The sequence below is a fragment of the Streptomyces sp. NPDC051322 genome (assembly GCF_040689485.1).
Lineage (GTDB): Bacteria > Actinomycetota > Actinomycetes > Streptomycetales > Streptomycetaceae > Streptomyces.
In genome coordinates, this window is sequence record NZ_JBFBAK010000004.1 from 150974 (window position 1) to 175041 (window position 24068).

Below are 24068 nucleotides of genomic sequence, written 5' to 3' on the forward strand. Positions count from 1 at the left end.
CCGGGCGAACCCCGATCACTTCCGCAGGGTTCCGATCCAGTCATCCACACCGATAACGTCCGCCTGGCGGGTGAACACCTTCTCGGTCAGCACCCGGTGCACCTCGGGATCGGCGTCAAGACAACCGTCCGCCAGCACCACGAGAGCGAAATCCAGGTCCGCCGCCTGCCGCACGGTCGACAGCACGACGCCGCTGGTGGCGATTCCGGCGAGCACCAGGGTGTCCACGCCCCCGGCCCTGAGCACCATGTCGAGGTCACTTCCGGCGAACGCGCTGACCCGCTTCTTGGTCACCACGATGTCGCCCGGCCGGGGTGCCACCGAGGGATGGATGCGGGCATCCGGATCACCCTCGGCGAATCCTCCACCCGCGGCGCCGCCGGCCAGCCTGTGGAAGCTCTTGTTGCGGGAACTGATCTCCGGATGCCCGGCACGGAAACCGACGACCACATGGATCACCGGCACGCCTGCCGACCGGGCCGCGTCGACCGCTTTGACCAGCCGTGGCAGATAATCGGTTCCCTCGTCGAACCGGTCAACAATGCCCTGCTGTACATCCATCACGAGGAGGGCGCTTTTCGCCATGACGGCTGTCCTTTCCCTGAGTTGTCCGAACCGCCCGGGCCGGTCGGCCCGGCTTTGTGGTGGCGGCCGCGCATTACCGAGGCCAGCGCGGCCACCAGGGCCATCACGGTGGCCACCCCGAAGACGGTCGCCAGGCCGTGGTGAAAGGGCCCGGAGACCAGTTCGGAGAAGAACCGGGTTCCGGTCAGCGTCTGTACCTGGTGCGCCGGAAGTCTGTCGAGCACACCGCTGGGGCCGAGCAGGTGGCCGATCGGGTTCTTCCCGAGGAATGTGGCGAACAAGGTACTCACCGGGGGCAGCCCGGACACCTCCCCGGCCGTTGCGGCGGGTACCCCCTGGGCCTGCAACCCGCTGTTCAGGGCGTGGGGCAACGAACCGGCGAGTCCGGTGATCATCAGGGAGAACGAAAGGCCGATCGACAGAGCCGTGCCCGAGTTCTGGAACGTGGAGCGCATCCCCGACGCCACTCCACGCTGTTCCGGCGGCACGCTCCCCATGATCGACGAGGTGTTGGGCGCCGAGAACATGCCCTGGCCGAAGCCGCTGAGCATGAGCAGCGCGGCGAATTCCGGATAGGAGAAGTTCACTGGCAGGGCCAGCAGACCGACGAATGCGGCGGCCACCAGAACCAGCCCCGTGGTGGAGAACAGACGGGCGCCGTAGCGGTCGGAGAGGACGCCGGAAAGCGGTCCGGCGATGAGGAAGCCGACGGTCAGCGGCAGCATGAAGATGCCCGCCCAGAGCGGGGTGCGTTCGAAGTCGTAACCGCGCAACGGCAGCCAGATGCCCTGCAGCCAGATGATCAGCATGAACTGCAGGCCGCCGCGGGCGATCGCGGTGAGCAGCGCTGCCAGGTTGCCCGCGGCGAAGGCGCGGATACGGAACAGTCCGAGGTGGAACATCGGTTCCGCGATCCGGGTCTCGACCACGCAGAACGCAGTGAGCAGCACTACCCCGGTGCCGAGGCCGCCCAGTACCCACGGGCTGGTCCACCCGGTCGGGTGGCCGCCGTAGGGCTGGATGCCGTAAGTGATGGCGGCCAGCAGGACGCCGGCGCCGACGGCGAAGGTGCTGTTGCCGACCCAGTCGATGCGACCCGGTTTGCGGGAGCCGGTCTCCCGCAGGCTGCGGTACGACCAGACGGTGCCGACCGCCCCGATCGGGACGCTGACCCAGAACACCGCCCGCCAGTCGATGGCGGCGAGCAGCCCGCCTGCCAGCAGCCCGAGGAACTGGCCTGCCAGCGCGGTGATCTGATTGATGCCGAGAGCCATACCGCGCTGTCTGGCGGGAAAGGCGTCGGTGAGAATGGCGGCGGAATTGGCGGTCAGCATGGACCCGCCGACCGCCTGCACCACTCTGAAGCCGATCAGCCACAGCGCACCGGCGGAGCCCCTGAACGGGTCGAGGGAGAGGGCGAGCGAGGCACCGGCGAAGATGGCGAAGCCCATGTTGTACATCCGGACCCGGCCGAACATGTCGCCGAGGCGGCCCAGCGCCACCACCAGGACCGCGGAGACCAGCAGGTAGCCAAGGATCATCCAGAGCAGATAACCGATGTTCCCCGGGGCGAGCGGATCGAGGCCGATCCCGCGGAAGATGGCCGGCAGCGAGATGATGACGATGGAGCCGTCGATGGTCGCGATCAGTACGCCGAGGGTGGTGTTGGAGAGCGCAACCCATTTGTAGCGGTCCCCGACGGCGCCCTCGGTGTGCGCCCGGGTGGCCATCACAGCCGCTCCGCGAGCCGGTCGAGCAGCGGCAGTACGGCCAGCAGTTCGCGCCGCTCGGCGGGCGTGAACTGCTCTTCCAGCACATCGGTCAGGCGCTGGACGGACTCGGACCGGCGGTCGATCAGCACCTTGCGGCCGGCGTCGGTGACCGTCATGACGGCGCGCCGGCCGTCGGCGGCGTCCGGAGCACGGCGCACCAGACCACGCTGCTCGAGAGCGGCGAGCGTGGTGGCCATGGCCTGCGGGCGGACCCGTTCCAGTTCGGCGAGCGAGCCGGGCGAATCCGCGCCGTCGCGGCTCAGCCGGGCCAGTACGGACACCTCGGAGAGGGTTACGTCGCCCACGCTGTGGGTCTGCCGCAGTCTTCGCGCGATACGGGCCACGACCAGCCGGATCGCCGCCCCGGCCCGGGCCGCGTCGTCATCCGCCACGTCGCCATCAGCTATGTCGTCATCGGCTGTGTCGCCATCCATAAGTACTAACAATAGGCTTATCAATGTGCCGTAACAATCGGAACGGCCGGGCCGCGGCGGCCGCACGGATAGGGCTCGACCGAACTGCCGGCAGCCGGCGGCGCGGGAACCGACCGGAGGCATCTTCCGGACGACGCCGGGAGGTTCGCACAATACTGGCTGTCGAACCCCGGAATCCCGGTCCGCAACCGGCACGATCAAGAACTGGCCGCATCTCTCCCGAGCTGCGAAAATCTGACTCGGGAGCTGACCACCCTCTCAAGGGAGTATCCATGCGCATGCTCATCAACGTCCCGGAAACCGTGGTCGCGGACGCCCTGCGCGGCATGGCCGCTGCCCACCCCGACCTCGCCGTCGATGTGGACAACCGGGTGGTGGTGCGACGGGACGCACCGGTGGCGGGAAAGGTGGGCCTGGTATCCGGCGGAGGTTCGGGACATGAGCCGCTGCACGGTGGTTTCGTCGGGCCCGGCATGCTCGCCGCTGCCTGTCCCGGCGAGGTGTTCACCTCTCCGGTGCCCGACCAGATGGTGCGCGCGGCGGCCGCCGTCGACAGCGGCGAGGGCGTGCTGTTCATCGTCAAGAACTACACGGGCGACGTGCTGAACTTCGAGATGGCAGCCGAGCTCGCCGAGGACGAGGGGGTGCGGATCGCCAAGGTACTGGTCAATGACGACGTGGCGGTGACCGACAGCCTGTACACGGCGGGCCGGCGCGGGACCGGCGCGACGCTCTTCGTGGAGAAGCTGGCAGGCGCGGCGGCCGAGGAGGGCGCGACGCTGGAGCGGGTGGAGGCCATCGCCCGGCAGGTGAATGAGGGCGCCCGGTCCTTCGGCGTCGCCCTGGCCGCGTGCACGACCCCGGCCAAGGGCAGCCCCACCTTCGACCTGCCCTCCGGGGAACTCGAGTTGGGCGTCGGCATTCACGGTGAGCCGGGGCGGGAGCGCCGGGCCATGATGACGTCGCGGGAGATCGCGGACTTCGCGGTGGACGCGGTGCTGGAGGACCTGCGGCCGACCGGGCCGGTGCTCGCCCTGGTGAACGGCATGGGGGCGACTCCGCTGCTGGAGCTGTACGGTTTCAACGCCGAGGTTCAGCGGGTGCTGTCCGAGCGTGGCGTGGCGGTCGCTCGTACCCTCGTGGGGAACTATGTGACGTCGCTCGACATGGCAGGCTGCTCGGTGACGCTCTGCCAGGTCGACGAGGAACTGCTGCGGTTGTGGGACGCGCCGGTGAAGACCCCGGCTCTCCGGTGGGGTTGCTGACTCGCCGCCGGTCACCGGCTCGTTCCGTGCCCGACTCATCAGGGAGGCCCTGTGCTCGACGCCGAATTCTTCCGCCGCTGGATGACCACGACGGCCGAGACCGTCGACAGAGAGGCGGATCGGCTGACCGAACTGGATTCGGCCATCGGCGATGCCGATCACGGCAGCAACCTGCGGCGCGGGTTCGCCGCCGTGACGGCCGCGCTGGAGAAGGACGCACCGGACACGCCGGGGGCGGTGCTGGTTCTCGCCGGACGACAGTTGATCTCCACGGTAGGTGGTGCTTCGGGGCCGCTCTACGGCACGCTGCTGCGCACCACCGGCAAGGCGCTCGGGGACACAGCCGAGGTCAGCCGCGAGCAGTTGGCCGAGGCGCTGGCCGGCGGGATCGCCGCCGTGGGCCGGCTCGGTGGAGCCGCGGCCGGTGACAAGACGATGCTCGACGCACTCCTGCCCGGCGCCGAAGCGCTGGCCGAGTCCTTTGCGGCAGCCGCCGCCGCGGCCGACGCGGGAGCGCTGGGGACCGTGCCCCTGAGGGCCCGGAAGGGTCGTGCCAGCTATCTGGGTGAACGCAGTATCGGGCATCAGGATCCCGGGGCGACGTCGTCGGCCCTGCTGCTCCGCGCACTCGCGGAGGTGGCCGCATGAGCCGGCTCGTGGGAATCGTGCTGGTGTCGCACAGCGCACCTGTCGCCGCCGCCGTCGCCGAACTGGCCACCGGGCTCACCGGCGGGTCGACGACCGCGCCGGTCGCGGCCGCGGGAGGCACTCCTGACGGCGGACTCGGCACCAGTTCGGAGCTGATCGTCGCGGCGGCCTCCGCGGTCGACCGTGGCGCGGGGGTCGCGGTGCTGGTCGATCTCGGCAGTGCGGTGCTCACGGTCAAGGCGCTGCTGGCCGAGGGCGACGAACTCCCGGACGGCACCCGGCTGGTGGATGCCCCGTTCGTGGAGGGAGCGGTGGCGGCCCTGGTCACCGCGTCGGCCGGTGGCGACCTGGACGCGGTGGAGGCGGCGGCCGCCGAGGCGTACGACTACCGCAAGGTCTGAGGTTCACATACGTCCGGCCGCCGCCGGCCGAGGCCTTCGCGGCCGACGGGGGCCGGGTCGTCATCATCGGCCGTCGTGAGGGGGTGCTGCGCGAGGCCGCCGATGAACTCGTTATCAGCCCGTCGTCCCCGGCCCGTCCCCGCGGCCGTCCCGGTGGCCGTGCCTCCGGGCCCAGGGGTGGCGCAGCCGGATCCAGATGTCTCTGGCCTCCCGCCCGGCGGCCGTTCGGCTGTGGGCCACGGCACGGCGGGCCTGGGCCGGTGTCTCGACCATGGGCCCCGAGCCGCGCAAGGGTTTGCCGGCCGTTTCGTGCAGGAACAGCGTCGAGATGAGCCCGATCACTCCGGCCACCATCAGGTAGTAGGCCGGCACCATCTTGTTCCCGGAGGCCTCGACCAGGCCGGAGGCGAACAGCGGAGTGGTGCCGCCGAAGAGCGAGACCGAGACGTTGAAGGCGATCGACAGGGCTCCGTATCGCAACCTGGTCGGGAAGAGGGCCGGGAGCGTCGATGCCGACGTACCGGCGAAGCAGACCAGCAGCAGTCCGAGGATCCCGCAGCCCACGGCCGGCCAGAGGATGCCGCCTTGCCGGATCATGACGAACGAAGGGTAGGACAGCGCGATCAGGGCGACGCTGCCGGCCATGAAGACGGGCCTGCGCCCCCACCGGTCGGACGTCCGGCCCACTGTGGTGATCGTCAGCACCACCAGCAACATGGTGGCGAGCACCAGCAGTTGAGCGGTCGTCTCGTTCTGGCCGAGCGTGGACGTCATGTAGGTCGGCAGATAGGACGTCACCATGTAGTTGGTGACGTTGTACAGCAGGACCAGGCCCATACAGATGAGTACGGCTTCCCAGTGCTGAGTGAAGATCTCCTTGAGCCGGCCCTTGCCGGACTGCCTGGCCTCCTCGACCGGATCCTCCTCCGTTTCGCCCCGCGCCAGAGCCTGCTCATGGACGTACGCCGCCTCCTTCTTGAAGGCCGGGGTCTCCTCCAGCTTGAGGCGCATGTAGAGCCCGATCGCGCCCAGCGGACCCGCCACCAGGAAGGGGATGCGCCACGCCCAGTCGATCATCCCGTGTTCTCCCACGATCAGCGTCAGCACGGTGACCATGCCGGAGCCGAGTGAGTAGCCGATGAACGTACCGAAGTCCAGCCAGCTGCCGAGGAACCCACGACGCCTGTCAGGGGCGTACTCGGCAATATAGGTGGTCGCGCCCGCGTACTCACCTCCGGTCGAGAAGCCCTGGACCAGCCGGCAGATCAGGAGCAGCACCGGCGCCACGAAGCCGACCGCACCGTAGCTCGGCAGGAAACCCACCGCGAAGGTACTGATCGCCATCATGATCATGGTGGTGGCGAGGACTTTCTGCCGGCCGATGCGGTCGCCCAACGGGCCGAAGACCAGGCCCCCGAGCGGACGTACCAGGAAGGCCGCCGCGAACGTGGCGAAGGTGGCCACCACCTGGGCGCCGGGCGAGCTCGACGGGAAGAAGACCTTACCCAGCGTGCCCGCAAGATAGGCGTAGACACCGAAGTCGAACCACTCCATGGTGTTGCCGAGGGCGGCCGCGGTCACCGCTCTGCGGACCTTGGGCCGGTCCGCCACCGAGACGTCTGCGGCGTTCAGCGACTTCTTGCGGCGACGCAGCAGAGTACGGACCATTCGGTCCGTCGCAGCGTTCCCCTTGCTGCCTGGCCGGCTTCCCTGAGGGCTACGGGGCCGTCGAGACGGGTCCGCCACGATGCCCTCCTCCCTGCCGTATCGGTCATCAGCCGTCCGACCCCCGATTCTGGCGCCTGATCACTGTCGGGCGCCTGTTCGGCGCGGCCGTAGGAGTGACGGAGCAGAGCTGGACGCACCCGCAATGCCACCCGGTACTCCTGCGGTTGGCCCGTCCTCCGCCGGGCGTCCGGATGCAGCCGCGCGGCGGCTGTTGGATCGTGTGGGGGGACGAGTACCAGAAAGGGAGTCATGGAAACCAACGCTCTGACGCCTGCGCTCCTGCAGACCCTGCGCAGGCACCAGCCCCACCCGGTGGTGTCCGTGTCCATGCCCACGCACCGGCGTGAGCCCGACAACGCCCAGGACGCCGTGCGCCTGCGCAATCTCCTCGCGGAGGCCGGGCGCCGGATCGATGCGGACGAGTCGGTGTCCCGGCAGTCGCGGGTCGGCCTGAAAGCCCAGCTCGACCGGGCGCTGGCCGATGTCGATCTGCGTCGCTCGCTGGACGGCCTGGTCATCTTCGCCGGTACGGACGAACACCAGGTGTGGGTCCTGCCCCGGCCGGTGCCCGAACGGGTGGTGGTGAGCGACAGCTTCCTGACCAGGAACCTGGTCGCCGCCAAGGCGCAGGCCATCCCCTTCTGGGTCCTGGTGGTCGCCGCCGACCGCAGCACGCTCTGGCACGGATCCGGAGAGAGACTGCGCGAGCACCGGGGCAACGGTTTCCCGGTCACTCCGGAGGAACTGGACAACGACGTGCAGCGCGAGCAGCGGGTGGGCGATGTGGCCGGCACGTTCCGGGACGAGGAGACCCGCCGGTATCTGCGCACGGTGGACAGCACGCTGGCCGCCGTCCTCGCCGCCGAGCCACGCCCGCTCTACGTGGTGGGCCTGCCCCCCGCGCTGAGTCTGCTGGAGGACGTGGGCACCGCCACCCGTGACGCGGTGGGCAAGGTGCTCAGCGGCGGCCTGGTGGACGGACCCGCGTCCGAGCTGTACCGACAGCTCGAACCGAGTCTGTCGGATTTCCAGCGACGGGCCGCGGAACGCACCGCGGACCGTCTCAACGCCGCGCGCGGCAAACGGAGGTTCGCCGCCGGGCTCGACGAGGTGTGGGAATCGGTCCGTGAGGGGCGCGTCGCCCTGGTGGCCGTGGAGGAGCACTTCCAGCAGACCGTCCGGATCGAGGAGGGTCATCTTGTGCCACTGGATCCGGCACTGCCGCACCCGTCCGGTAACGGTGTCCGCGAGGACATCGTCGACGAGTTGGTGGAGCTGGCCCTGGACGGCGGCGCGGAAGTCGTCTTCGTCCCCGATGACATGCTGGCCGGCCACAGTCGTATCGCGGCCGACCTCCGCTACTGACGCGGCGGAGCAAGGACCCGGTCCGGGGTGAGCGGCAGTTCCCGTTGACGTACACCGGTGGCGTGGTGCACCGCGTTGCCGATGGCGGCGGCCGTGCCGACCACGCCGATCTCCCCGATGCCCTTGCTGCCCATCGGGTTGAGGTGTCGGTCGTCCTCCTCGATCCAGTGCGCCTGGATATCGGTGACATCCGCGTGGCAGGGCACGTGGTAGGCCGCGAGGTCGCTCTCGGTGAAGTCTCCGAAGGCCGGATCCATGGTGCTGCCCTCCATCAGCGCCATCCCGATGCCCATGGTCATTCCACCGATGAACTGTGACCGCGCGGTGCGTGGGTTGAGGATGCGTCCGGCCGCGTACACGCCGAGCATCCTGCGGACCCGCACCTCCCCGCTGACGGTGTCCACCTGCACTTCGGCGAAGTTCGCGCCGAAGGCGTGCCGGGCGTAGGGCGATTCCTGTTGCGCCTGTTCGGTGATGTCCGCGTCGGCGGAGAGACCTCCGGCCGGCAGCGGGCCCCGGTGGGCCCCGACCCGGGCCGCGAGCTCCGTACAGGCCTCGTGAACCGCCCATCCCCAGGACGCGGTGCCGGACGATCCGCCGGCCACGGAGGCCTGCGGGAGGTCGCTGTTGCCGATCTCGAGGCGCACCGAGCCCGACGGAACGCCGAGCGCGTCGGCGGCAATCTGGCCCAGCACGGTGCGCGCGCCTGTTCCGATGTCCGTGGCATTGACGCGCACCAGGTAGCTGCCGTCGGCCGATACCTGTGCGGTGGCCGCGCTCGGCATGACGAGGACCGGATAGGTGGCTGCGGCGACCCCCGTGCCGATCAGCAGGGCGCCCTCCCGGCGCGAGGCCGGCCGCGGATCACGGTCCGCCCAGCCGAAGCGCCGGGCCCCTTCCCGCAGACATTCCACGAGGTGGCGACTGCTGAAGGGCCGGCCGCTGTCCGGCTCGGTGTCCGGCTCGTTGCGTACGCGCAGTTCGACCGGATCGAGGCCGATCGCTTCGGCGAGTTCGTCCATCGCCGACTCCAGGGCGTACATGCCGGGGGTCTCTCCCGGGGCGCGCATCCAGGAAGGGGTGGGCACGTCCAGCGCGACCGCACGGTGCAGGGTGCGGCTGTGCGGTGATGCGTACATGACCCTGGTGGGCACCGCGGCCTGTTCCACGAACTCCTTGACGCGGGAGGTGTGGGTGGTGACCTCGTGGCTGACCGAGACCAGCGTTCCCTCGGCATCCGCGCCGAGCCGCAGCCGGTGCAGGGTAGGCGCGCGGTGGCCGACGTTGGCCGGCATTTCCTTGCGCGGCAGGGAGAGTTTGACGGGGCGACCGGTGTGCAGGGCGGCCATGACGGCGAGCACCACGTGGGGGCGGGGGGTGCCCTTGGAGCCGAATCCGCCGCCCACGTGTTCGCAGCTCACGGTGATCCGGTCGGCCGGAATGCCGAAGAGCGCGGCCAGCGCTGTCCGCACATAGCTGGATCCCTGGCTGGAGTCGTGCACCCGCAGCCGTCCGCCGTCCCAGTACGCGGTGGCCGCGTGCGGCTCCATCGGCTGGTTGTGCAGCGGCGGCACCCGGTAGGACACGTCGATCCGAACGGGTGATGCGGCGAAGGCGGCGTCCACCTCGCCGCGCTCCCGGAGGGCCGGATAGCCGCCGTTGGCCACATCCGGCGTGTAGGCGCCGGGGTGATCGGCGGTGAGGGTCACATCGTGAGGTTCCGCCGCGTACTCGATGCGCACCGCCTCGGCTGCGGCCCGCGCCGTCTCCAGCGTCTCCGCCACCGCGAGCGCCACGTACCAGCCGCGATGCGGTACCTCCAGGTCCTGCAGCACGGCGAGGGTGGCGTCACCGGCGTCGCCGAGCCGGGGGCTCGAGTCGGGGGTGAGCACGGCCAGCACGCCGGGCAGCGCCAGGGCTGCGCTGTCGTCCACGGCGACGACCCGGCCGCGCGCCACGGTGGCGGCCACCGGCCAGGCATAGGCGCAGTCCGCAGGGGTGTGCTCCGCGGCGTACCGGGCAGTGCCGGTGACCTTTTCCCGGCCTTCGCTGCGTTCCGCGGGGGTGCCGAGTGCGGCGGCTGTGGGGCGCATGGCGGGGTCCTCTCACTGCGACTTGGCTGGGTTGTCCGAAGCGGCTGGTGGGTGCTCGCTTGCGGCGGGCGGTGGGCTTGCGGCGTCCGATCCGGGTTGCTTTCCTGCGGTTGCGCCTCAGCTCTGTCCCACCAGCCCTTCCAGTACGGCGCACGCGAGATTGCGGGCCAGCACCAGCTTGAACGCGTTGTCGCGGAGCGGCTCGGCCGCCGCGAGCTCCGCGTCCATGGCGCGTCCGATGTTCTCCTGGGTCGGCGCGGTGCCGAGGAGTTCGGCTTCCGCTGTCCTCGCACGCCACGGCCGATGGGCGAGCCCGCCGAACGCGAGTCCGATGTGCCGGACCTGGCCCCCGCCGCTCAGCGCGGCCACTGCGGCAACGGAGACCAGCGCGAACGCGTACGAAGCCCGGTCGCGGGTCTTGCGGTAGGCCGAAGGCAGCCCGGACGGGGCGGGCGGCAGCACCACCGCCTCGATGAGCTCGCCCGGGCGGATCACCGTGTCCTGATCGGGCCGGTCCCCGGGAAGACGATGGAATTCGGTCACCGGGACGGTGCGCGGGCCGTCCGCGCCGCGCAGTTCGACCGTGGCATCGAGAGCGGCGAGTGCCACCGCCATGTCCGAGGGATGGGTGGCGATGCACTGCTCCGAGTAGCCGAGCACCGCGAAATCGCGGTCCGACGCCGACTCCCGCGCCCCGCAGCCGCTGCTCGGCTCCCGCTTGTTGCAGGGCTTCGCGGTGTCCTGGAATGCGGGGCAACGGGTGCGCTGAAGCAGATTGCCGCCGGTGGTCGCGACATTGCGCAGCTGGCCGGATGCCCCTGCGAGCAGGGCCTGCGAGAGCGCGGGATAGCGGGCACGGACCAGTGGATGTGCGGCCAGATCGCTGTTGCGGACGGTCGCTCCGATCCGCAGCGCTCCGCGCGGCAACTCCTCGACGGCGTCCAGCGGCAGTCTGCTGATGTCGATGAGCGCGTCCGGGCGCTCCACACCCAGCTTCATCAGATCGACCAGGTTGGTGCCGCCGCCGAGATAACGGGCACCGGGGTGCGCCGCGTGGGCGGCGGACGCCTCCTCGATGCTGTGGGCTCGTACATAGGCGAAGGGCTTCACCGCGTCACGTCCTGAACGGCATCGACAATGTTCGGGTAAGCGCCGCAGCGGCAGAGATTCCCGCTGAGCCGCTCGCGGATCTCCGCAGCTGTGAGTGCTACGGCGCCCTCCGCCGGCTGTCCGGGATCCGTGACATGGGAGGGATGGCCCGCCGCTGCCTCGGCGATGACACCGACGGCGGAACAGAGCTGGCCCGGGGTGCAATAGCCGCACTGGAAGGCGTCGCGGTCGAGAAAAGCCCGCTGCAACGGGTGCATTCCCTCGGCGTCGGGGGCGAGTCCTTCCACCGTGGTCACCTCAGCTCCGTCCTGAGCCACGGCCAGCAGCAGACATCCGTTGGCGCGTCTGCCGTCGACCAGGACGGTGCAGGCCCCGCACTGTCCGTGGTCACACCCCTTTTTGGCACCGGTGAGATCGAGCTGTTCGCGCAGCACGTCGAGAAGCGTCGCGCGGCGATCGACCACCAGCGGGCGCGGCTCACCGTTGACCTTCAGCGTGACGTGCGAATGAGTGCGGTCATGGTGCTGGGCCGCGTACTCGACGGCCTCGTCGGGTGTGTTGTGGGGCTCCACTGCTGCAGCCTTTCTGCGCTTCTGCCGGCTTGCGACCAGCTTCGGATCAGCGGGTGTCGCCGCCACTGTCGTCCGCGACGACATGCACGGCGGCCTCTTCGGCGGAGGCGGCCCCGCCGTCGACACCGACGTCCTCGGCCAGCATGTCCTTCTCGGCTTCTTCGTGTGCTCCTTCGTCGGGCCCGACCAGCCGGCCCGACCGGACGTCGCCCACCTCGTCGTCCAGGGGTTCGCCGTCGCTGTCGGACGCGTCACCGATGCCGTCGTCCTCGACCTCCGGTATCAGTGTCGGTTCGGCCACTTCTTCGGAAAGACGCTCGTCCAGCGTCTCTCTGTCGTGCTGTTCCCGCGCGGTGGTGCCCACGTGCTCGACGCCCAGCGGCCGCTCGGGCGGGGACCAGCCCTCGTCGTAGGGATCCGCCCCCCGGTCGTTGAGGGTGTCCTCCGGGTCGAGGATGCCCGAGTCGTCGGTGACCTCGCTCCCGTCCGGCTGGTAGACATCGTCACCCATAGCGCTGTCCTGTCCGATCGCCACGGTGTGCTCCTTCGTCCTGCTGGTGCTGCAGCCGCTCCCCTGTCCAGACTGGGCCACACCACGCTTCCCGGCCTGCGGGGAACGGCGAGTGGGTCGCGTTACCCCGGACCGAGTGTGTGGTACTCTGCGGTCAGCACTTGTGTACGCCCATCAGTAGGCGCCGGTGCCAGTGTGTTCTCTCGCTTTCCCCTCTCGCTGTGAAGCCTTCTCTTTCATGATCGGCGATCCAGCGCTCCAGCACCACTCCTCATTTCCCGGCCCGGGCCTCTTTGCCCTCCGTAACGGGGCGTGACCGCACCGCCTCCGCCGGGCCTCTCGTTCGCCTGTCCGCGAAAGGACCCCGCATGCCCAGCACCCTCGAACGCCCACCTGCCCGACAGCACCCCGTGGCCCCGGCCGCCGGTGTCCTCGACCTCACCCACCGCGGTCACGGCCTGCTGCGCACCCTTGACGCGCACGGCTCGGGCCCCTCCCCCCACGACGTACAGGTTCCCGCCGCCCTGATCCGCCAACACGGCCTGCGCACGGGGGACTTCGTCGAAGCGTTCCGCGAAAGCCCCGGGGGCCCGCTCCGCGTCGATCGGGTCAACGGCCGCCCGCCGGAGGCCCTGCGCGGCCGGCCCCAGTTCCATGAGCTGACCCCACTGCACCCCGGCGAACGGCTGCGTCTGGAAACTCCCGGCGGCAGCGCGACGACCCGGCTCATCGACCTGATCACGCCGATCGGCAAAGGACAGCGCGGGCTGATCGTCGCGCCGCCCAGGACCGGCAAGACCGTCCTGCTCCAGCAGCTCGCGGCAGCCATCGCCGAGAACCACCCCGAATGCCGGCTGATGGTGGTGCTCCTCGACGAGCGCCCCGAGGAGGTCACCGACATGCGCCGCTCCGTACGGGGCGACGTACTCGCGTCGACTTTCGACAGAGCGGCGAAGGAACACATCGCGCTCGCCGAACTCGCGGTGGAGCGGGCCAAGCGCCTCGTCGAACAGGGTGAGGACGTCGTCATCCTGCTCGACTCCCTCACCCGGCTCTGCCGCGCGCACAACAACGCCGCCGCATCCGGCGGCCGCACCCTCAGTGGCGGCGTCGACGCCGGCGCCGTGCAGGGACCGAAGCGGCTCTTCGGGGCCGCCCGGCGCGCGGAGGAAGGAGGATCGCTGACCATCCTGGCCACGGCACTGGTCGACACCGGCTCCCGCGCGGACGACTACTTCTTCGAGGAACTGAAGAGCACCGGCAACATGGAACTCAGGCTGGACCGCGCACTGGCGGACAGAAGGATCTTCCCCGCCGTCGATATCCCGCCCTCCGGCACCCGCCGCGAGGAACTCCTCCTTCCCGGTGGCGAGTTGGCGGCCGTACGGGATCTGCGCCGCGCTCTGCAGTCCAGGGACGGCCAAGCCACCCTGGAGGCCCTGCTGGACAGGATCCGGCGCACCCCGGACAACGCGGTCTTCCTCCAGCAGATCCGTCGGACCGTGCCCGGCGCCTGACCCGACCCACCGGCCCCCACACTGCTCACGGCCCGTTCCCGACCGCGATGCCCCCGAACAGGTCGCCGGTCCGCGGCCGGAAGGGGGATTGCCGGTGCGGCTCCGGCAACCACCGCCCGTCAGGAGGCGGCTCAGCCGGCCAGGGCCGCGGAGACCACGGCCCTGGCCTCCTCCTGCACCCGGCCCAGATGGTCGGCGCCCAGGAAGGACTCACCGTAGATCTTGTACACGTCCTCGGTGCCCGACGGCCGCGCGGCGAACCAGGCATTCTCCGTCATCACCTTGATCCCGCCGATCGATGCCCCGTTGCCCGGCGCCTCGGTCAGCACGTCGGTGACGCGCTCCCCGGCCAGGGTGTCCGCGGTGACCTGCTCGGGCGAGAGCCTGGCCAGGACCGCCTTCTCCTGCCTGGTGGCCGGGGCGTCGATGCGTGCGTAGGCAGGTGAGCCGAACTGTTCGGTGAGCTCGGCGTAGTGCTCGGAAGGCGTCTTGCCGGTGACCGCGAGGATCTCTGACGCCAGCAGCGCCAGGATGATGCCGTCCTTGTCGGTGGTCCACACCGAGCCGTCGTGACGCAGGAAGGAGGCGCCTGCCGACTCCTCGCCGCCGAAGCCCAGCGAGCCGTCGACAAGTCCGTCCACGAACCACTTGAACCCGACCGGCACCTCGACCAGTCGGCGTCCGAGGTCGGCAGCCACCCGGTCGATCATCCCGGACGACACCAGAGTCTTGCCGATGCCCGCGTCCTGGGGCCATCGCTCACGGTGAGTGAAGAGGTAGGCGATGGCCGCGGCGAGATAGTGGTTCGGGTTCATCAGCCCGGCGTCCGGGGTGACGATGCCGTGCCGGTCCGCGTCGGCGTCATTGCCCGTCGCGATCTGATACTGATCACGCCGCTCGATCAGCGAGGCCATGGCGTGCGGCGACGAACAGTCCATCCGGATCTTTCCGTCCCAGTCCAGTGTCATGAACCGCCAGGTCGGGTCGGCGAGCGGATTGACTACCGTCAGATCGATCCGGTGCTGCTCGGCGATACGTCCCCAGTACGCGACGGACGCACCGCCCAGCGGATCCGCGCCGATCCGTACCCCCGCGTCGCGTACCGCGTCCAGGTCGAGGACGGCCGGCAGATCTCTCACATAGCTGTCGAGGAAGTCGTACCGTCCGGTCGTCGATGCTGCCAGCGCGCGGGCGTACGGCAGCCTGCGCACGTCCTTCAGCCCGCCTGCGATGATCTCGTTGGCCCGGTCCTGGATCCACCCCGTCGCGTCGGAGCCGGCCGGGCCGCCGCTGGGCGGGTTGTACTTGAACCCGCCGTCGGCGGGCGGGTTGTGGGACGGGGTGACCACCACGCCGTCCGCGAGCGCCGAGGTACGGCCCCGGTTGTGGGTGAGGATCGCATGTGACACGGCCGGCGTCGGTGTGTAGCCGTCGGCGGTGTCGATGAGCACGCTCACGTCGTTGGCGGCGAACACCTCGAGGGCGGTGACCCGGGCCGGCTCCGACAACGCGTGCGTGTCGGCCCCGATGAACAGTGGCCCGTCGGTGCCCTGCCGGGCCCGGTACTCACAGATCGCCTGGCTGGTCGCGGCGATGTGATCCTCGTTGAACGCGGTGGCGAAGGACGAACCGCGGTGCCCCGAGGTCCCGAACGCCACCCGCTGGGCCGGCTCGCCGGGATCCGGGTGCAGGGCGTAGTACGAGGTCACCAGCCGGGCGACATCGGTCAGGTCCTCCGGCCGCGCCTGCTGTCCCGCTCGTTCGTGCGGCATCTGCCCACTCCTCCAGGTCGATCGTTGAGATCAGTTTGTCAGCTCATACTCCCGGGTCCGGGATGTGGTGGGCGGGTGCCTCGCCGCGTCGCGATGCGCGACCGGGCCGGCCCGGCGGCGATGCCCGTGGCCGACGGGTCGTCACTGCACCGGAAGATGCTTCAGGTCTTGACAATCCCATTGGTCTGGACCACCTTTCAGTACCAGCGGTGGCCACCGTCCCAGCAGTTGCTCCCAACACTCCGTCCCAGTACACCCCCCGGAGGCATCTCGTGGACCGTGCACCCCGAAGATCCTGGCTCGGCGGCGCGCTCGCCGTCATCGCAGCGGCGGCCCTCTCGGCAGCCGGCCTGACCGGCACCGCCCAGGCCGCGGACATCAACGTCGCCAAGAACGCCGGATTCGAGTCGGGCCTGACCAACTGGACCTGCACCGCGAGCAGCGGAGCCACCGTCACCACCCCTGTGCACAGCGGCAGCGCGGCCCTGAAGGCCGCTCCGTCCGGGCAGGACAACGCCCAGTGCGCGCAGACCGTGGCGGTACTTCCCAACTCGACCTACCAGCTGAGCAGTTGGGTACAGGGCAGTTATGTGTACCTCGGTGCGAGCGGCACCGGAACCACCGACGTGTCGACCTGGACGCCCGGCTCCTCCGGCTGGTCCCAGCTGTCCACGAGCTTCAAGACCGGGGCGTCCACCACGTCCGTCACGGTCTACGTCCACGGCTGGTACGGGCAGCCCGCCTACTATGCCGACGACTTCTCGGTGATCGGCCCGGACGGGGGCGGTGGCAGCGATCCGGGGCCGACCGTCCCCGCGGCGCCCGGCGGGCTCACGGCCGGGTCGGTCACCAGGAGTTCGGTGGACCTGTCCTGGAACCCGTCGTCCGGTGCGACCGGTTACAACGTCTACCGTGACGGTGCAAAGGTCCAGTCATCGACCGGCGCCTCGGCGACGGTGACGGGGCTGTCGGCCGACACTTCGTACCAGTTCCAGGTGACGGCGACCAACGCGGCGGGCGAATCACCCAGGTCCGGCGCCGTCACGGCCCGTACCTCCGCCGACACCGGTGGCGGAACGGGCGGTGGTTCCGTACCCGAACACGCGGTGACCGGCTACTGGCAGAATTTCAACAACGGCGCGACCGTGCAGAAGATCAGTGATGTACCGGCGAATTACGACATCATCGCGGTCGCGTTCGCCGATGCGACGACGACACCGGGGGCTGTCTCCTTCACCCTCGACACCGCCGGGCTGAACGGCTACACCGTCGACCAGTTCAAGGCCGACATCAAGGCCAAGCAGGCAGCGGGCAAGTCGGTCATCATCTCCATCGGCGGCCAGAACGGCACGATTTCGGTCTCCGACACCACCTCCGCGAACAACTTCGCCAACTCCGTCTACTCACTGATGCAGGAGTACGGCTTCGACGGAGTCGACATCGACCTGGAGAACGGCATCAACTCCACGTACATGTCGCAGGCACTGAAGTCGCTCTCGGCCAAGGCGGGCCCGGGGCTGGTGATCACCATGGCGCCGCAGACGATCGACATGCAGTCGACGTCGAACGGGTACTTCCAGACGGCGCTCGACATCAAGAACATTCTCACCGTCGTCAACATGCAGTACTACAACAGCGGTTCCATGCTGGGCTGCGACGGCAAGGTCTACTCCCAGGGCTCGGTGGACTTCCTCACGGCCCTGGCCTGCATCCAGCTGGAGGGCGGCCTCGACCCGTCCCAGGTCGGTCTCGGAGTACCCGCGTCGACCAGGGGGGCGGGCAGCGGCTACGTATCGCCGAGCGTCGTCAACAACGCGCTGGACTGCCTCACCAAGGGGACCGGCTGCGGCACTTTCAAACCGGCCAAGACCTACCCGGGTCTGCGCGGCGCGATGACCTGGTCGACCAACTGGGACGCCTTGTCGGGCAACGCCTGGTCGAACGCGGTCGGACCGCACGTGCACGCCCTGCCGTAGGGCCGTCGGCTCCGCCCACGGTGCAGCACCCCGCTCCCCGGCGGCGTGCTGCACCGTCACCGCCGGCGGGCCACCACAAGACGCCAGTGCGGGCTCCCATCGGCGCGGCGGCCAAATTCCTCCAGGGGCCACAACTCCACCGAGAACCCGGCCCGGACCAGATCCTCGCGCACTTCCTTCAGTGGGAAGGTGCGGTAGTACATGACGAACTGCGGCCGCCACAGCAGATTGCGGACCCGCATCGCCACGTCGAAGCCGAGCAGCGTCCAGTACAGCGGTGAGCCCGGCGGCTGCGGAGCGCCGATCGGGAAGGCGAACACCCCGCCCGGCCGCAGCGCACGGTGCACCCCGGCGAACAGACCGGGGCGCTCGGCCGGCAGGAAATGCCCGAACGCCCCGAAACTCACCGCCAGATCGAAGGCTCCGCGGAACGGCAGGGCGCGGGCGTCAGCTCGTACCCACTCCACCGCGGGCGTCCGGTCAGCTATCGCGTCAACCTGCCTGGCGGCGGCCAGCATCCCGGCGCTGAAGTCCACACCGGTGACGCGTCCCTCGCAGAGCGACCGCAGCGCCCCGGCCCCCGCGCCGGTGCCGCAGCAGACGTCGAGGCCGGCGTCGAAGGGGCCCAGCGGCCGCAACTCGCCGGCGACCGCATCCAGGACCCGGTCGGGTGTACGAAAGGGAGTCCGGTCGAACTTGGGGGCCAGCAGGTCGTAGCCGCGTTCGATGGAGGAGAGCGCCTGGACGGTCAGCTCGCGGAAGGTGGGACCGTCGGGGGCGAACGGCGCCCAGGCACCCGACATCGCCGCCTTGGCCTGCGAGAACATCAGCAACCGCCTCCGCTACGTGTCTCGGCCCTGCGCCGGGTCGAACGTCGTCCGCGTACAGGCTATGCGGTGCCCGCACGTTCGCCTGCGAGAACCTCGCGCACCAGTACGGCCAACTCGGCGTCGTCGGTCCGGGAGAGTTCGTCGAACGCCCCCGAGCCGCGTCCCAGCAGGACCCCGATGAACGCCGCCACCGCGATCTCGGCGCGCAGCTGCGGGCGGTCGAGGCCGTCGCGGGTGAATCGCCCGGCCAGTGGCTCGACCAGCCTGCGGTGCAGTTCGGCACGGGCCGCCGCCTGCGCGGCCGGGTCCTCGTGCGGCCGCACGGCGGCCTGAAAGGCGGGTCCGGGGCCCTGGCGGCCCACCCGGTCCAGCAGGCCGAGCAGCCGGTCGCGGTCGAGCAGGTCGGCCGGGACGGCGCCGCCGGTCTCGGCCTGCAGCGCGGCGATGTACAGCTGGGTCTTGCCCCCGAAGTAGCGGGCGATGAGCGCCGGGTCGACACCGGCACGTTCGCCGATCTCCCGGACGGTGGTCCGCTCGAAGCCGCGGTCGGCGAAGAGCGCGGCGGCCGCCTGCAGGAGCAGTTCGCGGCTGCGTGCGGCGTCCCGCTTACGTACCGGCCGCTGGTCGCGCGACGGGCCGGGGCCGGCGGCCGCCGGGGGCTCGCCGCCGGCCTGCCGCTCACTGCTCATCCGTCCGCCTTCGTTCCGGGTGCCTGCCACCGTGTTCCCTCTGTGTTCGCTCTGCGTTCGCTCTGCCGGGTTTCTGCCGTGCTCACCGCTCGGCCGAGAGGACCTGCGCCGTCTGCCCTTCGCCCTGCTCCGGGGCATCGGCGTTGGCCCGGCGCGTCATGAGCGGAGCCGTGTCCGCTGCCGCTGAGCGGTTGCGGAGCAGCACCAGGCACACCACGCCGGTGGCCACCCACACGCCGGCGCCGAGCAGCGCGGCGGTGAGATAGCCGTCGCCCGACGGCAGGGTGTGTCCGGCGGCGGTGTGCGCCTGCAGCACGGTCGCGCTCAGGGCGCTGCCGGTCGAGTAACCGACGTAGCGCAGCACCTGGTTGAAACTTATCGCGCTGCCGGTCTCGTGTGCGGGCACGGCCCGCACGATGAGGCCGGGCATCACGGCGAAGGTACAGCCGACACCCAGCCCGGCCACGCCCATGACGGCGAACATCTCCCAGAGGCTGTCCCGGGCGAACACGAAGATCAGCATGGCGGCGAGCGAGATCACGTAGCCGACCGGGAGTACCCGGGCCAGCGGTATCCGTCGGGTCAGCAGCGGCACCAGGCGGCCGGCCGCCACACTGGCCACGGAGAACGGCAGCAGTACCAGACCGGTGACGACCACGGAGGAGCCGAAGCCGTATCCGGCGCTCGTCGGTGTCTGGACGAAGCGGGTCACCACCGTCATCAGCAGATACATCGCGACCCCGGCGATCAGCGCGGTCACATCAGCGGTGAGCACCACCCGGTCCCGGGCCAGCCGAAGATCCACCAGTGGATGGGGGGTGCGCAGTTCGTGGGCGACCCACCAGACCAGCAGCAGGACCGATCCGGCAGCCAGCGCGAGCAGCCGCGCCGAGGTCCATCCCCACAGTTCGGCTTCGCTGAGTACGAAGAGCAGCCCGGCCAGCGCGGCGCCGAGCAACAGGGCGCCGAGCACGTCCAGCGGCCGCGCGGCGCGGTGTGCGGTGGAAGGCAGCACGATCGCGGCGGCCACCAGCGCCGCGGCGCTGACGACCGCCCCGAACCAGAAGCCGGCGTACACGTCGAAGGACTGCGCGATGAGCCCGGTCAGCGGATAGCCCAGGCCGACGCCCGCGACGGTGGTGATCGACAGCAGCGCGACGGCCGGCCGGGACCGCTCGGCGGGCAGCGCGTCCCGCGCGGTAGCTATGGCCAGCGGGGTGAGGCCGAGACCGACGCCCTGCAGCGCACGGCCGGTGACCAGGCAGGCGAATCCCAGGGGCAACGCGGCCAGCACGCTGCCGAGCAGTACCGCGACCAGCGCCCCGAGGATCACCTGGCGGCGGCGCGGCCCGTCGCCGAGCCGTCCCATCGTCGGCGTGGCGACCGCACCGACCAGCAGGGTGACGGTCAGCGACCACTGCGCGTCGGTCAGCGAGACGTGCTCCACCGCGGCGATGGTCGGGATCAGCGGGGCGCCGAGGCTGCTGACCACGGCGACCAGCATGCCGAGGGAGACCAGCACCGGAACCAGCGCCCGCTCCCGCACGGTGGGCTGCTTGTTGGCTGCCTGCACGACGGAATACCACCTCTTCGTCATCACGCTCTTCGGCATCACCCACTGTCCTCGGACGATGTCCACAGATGATGTCTACAGATGATGTCTACAGATGATGACATGTGCTGGGCCCCGGGTTGACCACCGTGCCATGCTGGCCTGCGTCCCCATCGCCACCGACCGCCGGAGTCCGCGATCCCCGCCGCCGAACACCCGCCCCGCTCCCCCGCGAGATCCGCGGCAGACCGGCTGCTCGACCTTCTGGGCGCCTTCAGCCTGGACCGCCCGGCTCTGTCACTGACCGAGCTCAGCCGCCGGGCCGATCTCCCGGTCCCCACCGCGCACCGGCTGCTGGCCGCGCTCACGGCGTGGGGGGCGCTGGAGCGGGACCAGGACGGGCTGTACCACGTCGGGCTCCGGCTGTGGGAGGTCGCCGCGCTGGCGCCGCGGGGGCTCGGCCTGCGCCAGGCGGCACTGCCGTTCCTGGAGGACCTCTACGAGGCCACCCACGAGAACGTCCAGCTCGCGGTCCGGGACGGCATGGAGGTCGTCTACACCGAGTGGCTGTCGGGGCATTCGGCGGTGGGCGTGCGCATCCAGGTAGGCGCCCGCTGGCCGCTGCACGCGACCGGTGTCGGCCTGGTGCTGCTGGCCTACGCGGACACCGCGCTGCAGCAGCACTTCTGCAGCCGCCCGCTGCCCGCGTTCACTCCGTACACCGTCACCGAGCCGGCCCGGCTGCGCCGCATCCTGGCCGAAGTACGGCGCACCGGGTGCGCGGTGAGTGAGCGTCAGGTCACCGAGGACGCGGTGTCTGTGGCCGCACCGGTGTTCGGGCCGCGTGGTGACGTGGTGGCCGCGATCTCCGTCGTGGTACCGGCCGCCGGCGCCAGAACCCATGCGTTGGCCCCTGCCGTGCGGGTGGCGGGCCGGAGCATTTCCCGGGCCCTCGGCTGGCAGTCGCCGCCACCCGCACGCTGAGGTCCGCCGAGCACTTCCGTCAGGCGGAAGTGGCGTTGCCGTCCCCCCGGATCCGTCAGGAACCTGTTCGCACACCGCGCAGCCTCTTCAGGGACGGAAGTGCCATGACTCCATTCGCACGCAATCAGTGGTACGTCGCCGCCTACGGCTCCGAGGTCGGACGCGAGCTGCTGGCCCGCACCGTGCTCGACGAGCCCATCGCCCTCTACCGCACCGAGGACTCCGACACCGTCGTCGCGCTGGCCGACCGCTGTGTCCACCGCCGCTTCCCGCTCTCCGCGAGCAGACTGGACGGCGACCGGGTGGTCTGCGGCTATCACGGCTTCACCTACGAGACCACGGGCACCTGCGTGCAGGTGCCCGGGCAGAAACGTGTCCCGCGGACGGCCAGGGTCAGCTCCTATCCGGTGGTCGAGCAGGACTCCTTCGTCTGGATCTGGATCGGCGATCCCGCTCTCGCGGACCCGCTCACCATCCCCCGCGCCGAGCATCTGGTCCGGCCCGGGTGGACCACGGTCTGCGGCATGGAGCCGATCGACGCCGACTACGGGCTGCTCGTCGACAACCTGCTGGATCTCTCCCATGAGACCTACCTGCACGGCGGATACATCGGCACGCCCGAGGTCGCCGAGACGCCCATCACCACGGAGGTGGACGAAGCAGCCGGCGTGGTCCGGGTCGGCCGGCACATGGACGACGCCGAGTGCCCGCCGTTCTACGCGCGCTCCACCGGTATCGAGGGCAGGATCACCCGGAAACAGGACATCGAGTACCACGCCCCCTGCCTCTATCTGCTGCACAGCCGCATCACGCCGGTCGGCCAGGCCTCCCCCGCCTTCCTCACCGAGATCACCTACGCCATCACCCCGTCCGCCGAGGGCAAGGTCTACGACTTCTGGGCCGTCTCCCGCGACTTCGCCGTGGACGACACCGAACTCAGCGCATTCCTGCGGGACTTCAACCACACCGTGGTGATGCAGGACGTGGACGCACTCAACCTGCTGCAGACCGCGCTCGACGCCGAACCGGGCCCCTACCAGGAACTCAGCATCAACATCGACACCGGCGGACTCGCCGCCCGCCGCATCCTCGCCCGGCTGGCCGACCGGTGAGCAGCGCCGACGACCCGGGCGAGGTGTACCGGATCTCCTGGGTACCCGGTACGGACCTGCTCTCCGGTGTCTGCCACTGCGGGGCCGAGCAGTCCGCCGACGACCCCGTGGTGCTCTGGGAGTGGATGCTGTCCCACCCGGTGGGGCACGACCCGGTGGAGCACGAAAGGACGACAGAATGAACGACCACGAAGCGGAGCTGACCGTTTCCCGGCGGACCGTCGAGGCCTCCGGCGTGGTGTCCCTGACGCTGCGTCACCCCCAAGGCGCCGAGCTGCCCCCTTGGCAGCCGGGTGCCCATGTCGACCTGCTGCTGCCGGGCGGGCAGGAGCGGCAGTACTCGCTCTGCGGTGACCCCCACGAACGCACCCGCTGGCGGATCGCGGTACTGCGCGAGGAATCCGGGCGCGGCGGTTCTGCGACCGTCCACGACGCCCTCACCGAAGGTACGACGGTCCGGGTGCGGGGACCACGTAACCACTTCCCCTTGCAGCCGGCGCCGCGCTACCGTTTTGTCGCCGGTGGAATCGGCATCACCCCGATCCTGCCGATGATCGCCGCGGCGGATGCGGCGGGCGCCGAGTGGACCCTTCTCTACGGAGGCCGCAGCCGCAGCTCGATGGCGTTCGCCGATGACCTGGTGGCCCGCTACGGCGACCGGGTCGACGTGGCACCACAGGATGAGACGGGGCTGCTCGATCTGGATGCCCTGCTGGGCACCCCGCAAGCGGACACCCTGGTGTACTGCTGCGGTCCCGGCCCGCTGCTGACGGCCGCCGAGCGCAGCTGTTCGTCCTGGGAGGCGGGGACGCTGCACATGGAGCGCTTCAGTCCGAAAGAGCTGCCGGCCGAATCCGGTACCGGTGCCCACGCCTTCGAGCTGGAGCTCCGGCGCTCGGGACGGGTGCTGACCGTGGCGCCGGAGCGCAGCGTGCTGGACACGGTGCGGGAGGCCGGGATCGACGTCCTCTATTCCTGCACGGAAGGCACCTGCGGCACCTGCGAGACGGACATCCTGGAGGGCGCCGCGGACCACCGCGACTCGGTGCTCACCGCGGCGGAGCAGCAGGCGAACGAGACCATGATGATCTGTGTGTCCCGCTGCCTGGGCTCCCGTCTGGTGCTCGATCTGTAGAACCGGGCGGAGCGGGG

22 protein-coding genes are annotated in these 24068 nt (G+C 70.2%); 10 read left to right on the forward strand and 12 right to left on the reverse strand.

Features of this window, described 5'->3' with window-relative positions:
• Positions 1 to 15: 15 nt before the first annotated feature.
• The 3 genes from AB0436_RS11850 to AB0436_RS11860 are packed head-to-tail and all read right to left on the reverse strand — an operon-like array spanning position 16 to position 2791.
• On the reverse strand, positions 16 to 585 hold the full coding sequence (locus AB0436_RS11850; RefSeq protein WP_366467645.1) for an isochorismatase family cysteine hydrolase: 570 nt from the start codon (positions 583 to 585) through the stop codon (positions 16 to 18).
• On the reverse strand, positions 561 to 2315 hold the full coding sequence (locus AB0436_RS11855) for an MFS transporter (protein ID WP_366467646.1): 1755 nt from the start codon (positions 2313 to 2315) through the stop codon (positions 561 to 563). The genes AB0436_RS11850 and AB0436_RS11855 overlap by 25 nt, the downstream gene beginning before the upstream one ends.
• The gene (locus AB0436_RS11860; protein ID WP_366467647.1) at positions 2315 to 2791 is read right to left on the reverse strand and encodes a MarR family transcriptional regulator; all 477 of its coding nucleotides are present in this window, start codon (positions 2789 to 2791) and stop codon (positions 2315 to 2317) included. The genes AB0436_RS11855 and AB0436_RS11860 overlap by 1 nt, the downstream gene beginning before the upstream one ends.
• Positions 2792 to 3063: 272 nt before the next feature.
• Here AB0436_RS11860 and dhaK point away from each other — a divergent pair, with 272 nt between their 5' ends.
• From dhaK to AB0436_RS11875, 3 genes are read left to right on the forward strand one after another with little or no spacing between them, the layout of a single operon-like run.
• Positions 3064 to 4056, forward strand: a complete 993-nt coding sequence (gene dhaK / locus AB0436_RS11865; protein WP_366467648.1) for a dihydroxyacetone kinase subunit DhaK — start codon at positions 3064 to 3066, stop codon at positions 4054 to 4056.
• A 51-nt stretch (positions 4057 to 4107) separates the two neighbouring features.
• Positions 4108 to 4704, forward strand: a complete 597-nt coding sequence (gene dhaL, locus AB0436_RS11870; RefSeq protein WP_366467649.1) for a dihydroxyacetone kinase subunit DhaL — start codon at positions 4108 to 4110, stop codon at positions 4702 to 4704.
• A complete protein-coding gene (locus AB0436_RS11875; RefSeq protein WP_366467650.1) occupies positions 4701 to 5105 on the forward strand; it encodes a PTS fructose transporter subunit IIA in 405 nt (134 codons plus the stop codon). Before dhaL ends, AB0436_RS11875 begins: the two co-directional genes overlap by 4 nt.
• A 114-nt stretch (positions 5106 to 5219) precedes the next feature.
• Here AB0436_RS11875 and proP read toward each other — a convergent pair whose 3' ends face one another.
• Positions 5220 to 6773 (reverse strand): glycine betaine/L-proline transporter ProP, encoded by a 1554-nt coding sequence (gene proP / locus AB0436_RS11880; protein WP_366467652.1) that lies wholly within the window; start codon positions 6771 to 6773, stop codon positions 5220 to 5222.
• A gap of 309 nt (positions 6774 to 7082) precedes the next feature.
• Here proP and AB0436_RS11885 point away from each other — a divergent pair, with 309 nt between their 5' ends.
• Positions 7083 to 8198 carry a chemotaxis protein gene (locus tag AB0436_RS11885; protein WP_366467653.1) on the forward strand — a complete coding sequence of 372 codons (1116 nt, stop codon included), beginning with the start codon at positions 7083 to 7085 and terminating at the stop codon, positions 8196 to 8198.
• Here AB0436_RS11885 and AB0436_RS11890 read toward each other — a convergent pair.
• From AB0436_RS11890 to AB0436_RS11905, 4 genes are all read right to left on the reverse strand, one after another.
• Positions 8192 to 10291, reverse strand: coding sequence for a xanthine dehydrogenase family protein molybdopterin-binding subunit (locus tag AB0436_RS11890; RefSeq protein ID WP_366467654.1), 2100 nt, complete (start codon positions 10289 to 10291; stop codon positions 8192 to 8194). The genes AB0436_RS11885 and AB0436_RS11890 overlap by 7 nt on opposite strands.
• Before the next feature lie 117 nt (positions 10292 to 10408).
• The gene (locus tag AB0436_RS11895) at positions 10409 to 11401 is read right to left on the reverse strand and encodes a xanthine dehydrogenase family protein subunit M (protein ID WP_366467655.1); all 993 of its coding nucleotides are present in this window, start codon (positions 11399 to 11401) and stop codon (positions 10409 to 10411) included.
• On the reverse strand, positions 11398 to 11895 hold the full coding sequence (locus AB0436_RS11900; RefSeq protein WP_366467946.1) for a 2Fe-2S iron-sulfur cluster-binding protein: 498 nt from the start codon (positions 11893 to 11895) through the stop codon (positions 11398 to 11400). The genes AB0436_RS11895 and AB0436_RS11900 overlap by 4 nt, the downstream gene beginning before the upstream one ends.
• Before the next feature lie 124 nt (positions 11896 to 12019).
• Positions 12020 to 12484, reverse strand: coding sequence for a DUF5709 domain-containing protein (locus tag AB0436_RS11905; RefSeq protein ID WP_366467948.1), 465 nt, complete (start codon positions 12482 to 12484; stop codon positions 12020 to 12022).
• A 368-nt stretch (positions 12485 to 12852) separates the two neighbouring features.
• On the opposite strand from AB0436_RS11905, the gene rho reads away from it, so the two are divergent.
• Positions 12853 to 14001, forward strand: coding sequence for a transcription termination factor Rho (gene rho, locus AB0436_RS11910; RefSeq protein ID WP_366467656.1), 1149 nt, complete (start codon positions 12853 to 12855; stop codon positions 13999 to 14001).
• A gap of 131 nt (positions 14002 to 14132) precedes the next feature.
• Here rho and pgm read toward each other — a convergent pair whose 3' ends face one another.
• Positions 14133 to 15773, reverse strand: coding sequence for a phosphoglucomutase (alpha-D-glucose-1,6-bisphosphate-dependent) (pgm, locus tag AB0436_RS11915; protein WP_366467657.1), 1641 nt, complete (start codon positions 15771 to 15773; stop codon positions 14133 to 14135).
• A 320-nt stretch (positions 15774 to 16093) separates the two neighbouring features.
• Here pgm and AB0436_RS11920 point away from each other — a divergent pair, with 320 nt between their 5' ends.
• Entirely contained in the window at positions 16094 to 17749 is a 1656-nt protein-coding gene (locus AB0436_RS11920) for a glycoside hydrolase family 18 protein (protein ID WP_366467949.1), read from the forward strand.
• Between the two features lie 56 nt (positions 17750 to 17805).
• Here AB0436_RS11920 and AB0436_RS11925 read toward each other — a convergent pair whose 3' ends face one another.
• The 3 genes from AB0436_RS11925 to AB0436_RS11935 all read right to left on the reverse strand — a co-directional run bounded on the left by AB0436_RS11925 (position 17806) and on the right by AB0436_RS11935 (position 20841).
• On the reverse strand, positions 17806 to 18576 hold the full coding sequence (locus AB0436_RS11925) for a class I SAM-dependent methyltransferase (RefSeq protein WP_366467658.1): 771 nt from the start codon (positions 18574 to 18576) through the stop codon (positions 17806 to 17808).
• Positions 18577 to 18638: 62 nt separating this feature from the next.
• Positions 18639 to 19268, reverse strand: coding sequence for a helix-turn-helix domain-containing protein (locus AB0436_RS11930; protein WP_366467659.1), 630 nt, complete (start codon positions 19266 to 19268; stop codon positions 18639 to 18641).
• Positions 19269 to 19350: 82 nt separating this feature from the next.
• Entirely contained in the window at positions 19351 to 20841 is a 1491-nt protein-coding gene (locus tag AB0436_RS11935; protein WP_366467660.1) for an MFS transporter, read from the reverse strand.
• Between the two features lie 177 nt (positions 20842 to 21018).
• On the opposite strand from AB0436_RS11935, the gene AB0436_RS11940 reads away from it, so the two are divergent.
• From AB0436_RS11940 to AB0436_RS11955, 4 genes are all read left to right on the forward strand, one after another.
• Positions 21019 to 21804, forward strand: a complete 786-nt coding sequence (locus AB0436_RS11940; protein WP_366467950.1) for an IclR family transcriptional regulator — start codon at positions 21019 to 21021, stop codon at positions 21802 to 21804.
• Between the two features lie 104 nt (positions 21805 to 21908).
• On the forward strand, positions 21909 to 22916 hold the full coding sequence (locus AB0436_RS11945; RefSeq protein ID WP_366467661.1) for an aromatic ring-hydroxylating dioxygenase subunit alpha: 1008 nt from the start codon (positions 21909 to 21911) through the stop codon (positions 22914 to 22916).
• Complete coding sequence (locus tag AB0436_RS11950) at positions 22913 to 23098, forward strand: hypothetical protein (protein ID WP_366467662.1); 186 nt, start codon at positions 22913 to 22915, stop codon at positions 23096 to 23098. The genes AB0436_RS11945 and AB0436_RS11950 overlap by 4 nt, the downstream gene beginning before the upstream one ends.
• Positions 23095 to 24051 carry a PDR/VanB family oxidoreductase gene (locus tag AB0436_RS11955; protein ID WP_366467663.1) on the forward strand — a complete coding sequence of 319 codons (957 nt, stop codon included), beginning with the start codon at positions 23095 to 23097 and terminating at the stop codon, positions 24049 to 24051. Before AB0436_RS11950 ends, AB0436_RS11955 begins: the two co-directional genes overlap by 4 nt.
• Positions 24052 to 24068: the final 17 nt, after the last annotated feature.

Bases quoted from the DNA above. Each gene is read 5' to 3' on its own strand.
- AB0436_RS11955 (WP_366467663.1), top strand. From the start codon at position 23,095: ATGAACGACCACGAAGCGGAGCTGACCGTTTCCCGGCGGACCGTCGAG.
- rho (WP_366467656.1), top strand. From the start codon at position 12,853: ATGCCCAGCACCCTCGAACGCCCACCTGCCCGACAGCACCCCGTGGCC.
- AB0436_RS11875 (WP_366467650.1), top strand. From the start codon at position 4,701: ATGAGCCGGCTCGTGGGAATCGTGCTGGTGTCGCACAGCGCACCTGTC.
- pgm (WP_366467657.1), bottom strand. From the start codon at position 15,773: ATGCCGCACGAACGAGCGGGACAGCAGGCGCGGCCGGAGGACCTGACC.
- AB0436_RS11860 (WP_366467647.1), bottom strand. From the start codon at position 2,791: ATGGATGGCGACACAGCCGATGACGACATAGCTGATGGCGACGTGGCG.
- AB0436_RS11930 (WP_366467659.1), bottom strand. From the start codon at position 19,268: ATGAGCAGTGAGCGGCAGGCCGGCGGCGAGCCCCCGGCGGCCGCCGGC.
- AB0436_RS11890 (WP_366467654.1), bottom strand. From the start codon at position 10,291: ATGCGCCCCACAGCCGCCGCACTCGGCACCCCCGCGGAACGCAGCGAA.
- AB0436_RS11850 (WP_366467645.1), bottom strand. From the start codon at position 585: ATGGCGAAAAGCGCCCTCCTCGTGATGGATGTACAGCAGGGCATTGTT.
- proP (WP_366467652.1), bottom strand. From the start codon at position 6,773: ATGGTCCGTACTCTGCTGCGTCGCCGCAAGAAGTCGCTGAACGCCGCA.
- AB0436_RS11945 (WP_366467661.1), top strand. From the start codon at position 21,909: ATGACTCCATTCGCACGCAATCAGTGGTACGTCGCCGCCTACGGCTCC.
- dhaK (WP_366467648.1), top strand. From the start codon at position 3,064: ATGCGCATGCTCATCAACGTCCCGGAAACCGTGGTCGCGGACGCCCTG.
- AB0436_RS11925 (WP_366467658.1), bottom strand. From the start codon at position 18,576: ATGTTCTCGCAGGCCAAGGCGGCGATGTCGGGTGCCTGGGCGCCGTTC.
- AB0436_RS11905 (WP_366467948.1), bottom strand. From the start codon at position 12,484: ATGGGTGACGATGTCTACCAGCCGGACGGGAGCGAGGTCACCGACGAC.
- AB0436_RS11855 (WP_366467646.1), bottom strand. From the start codon at position 2,315: ATGGCCACCCGGGCGCACACCGAGGGCGCCGTCGGGGACCGCTACAAA.
- AB0436_RS11885 (WP_366467653.1), top strand. From the start codon at position 7,083: ATGGAAACCAACGCTCTGACGCCTGCGCTCCTGCAGACCCTGCGCAGG.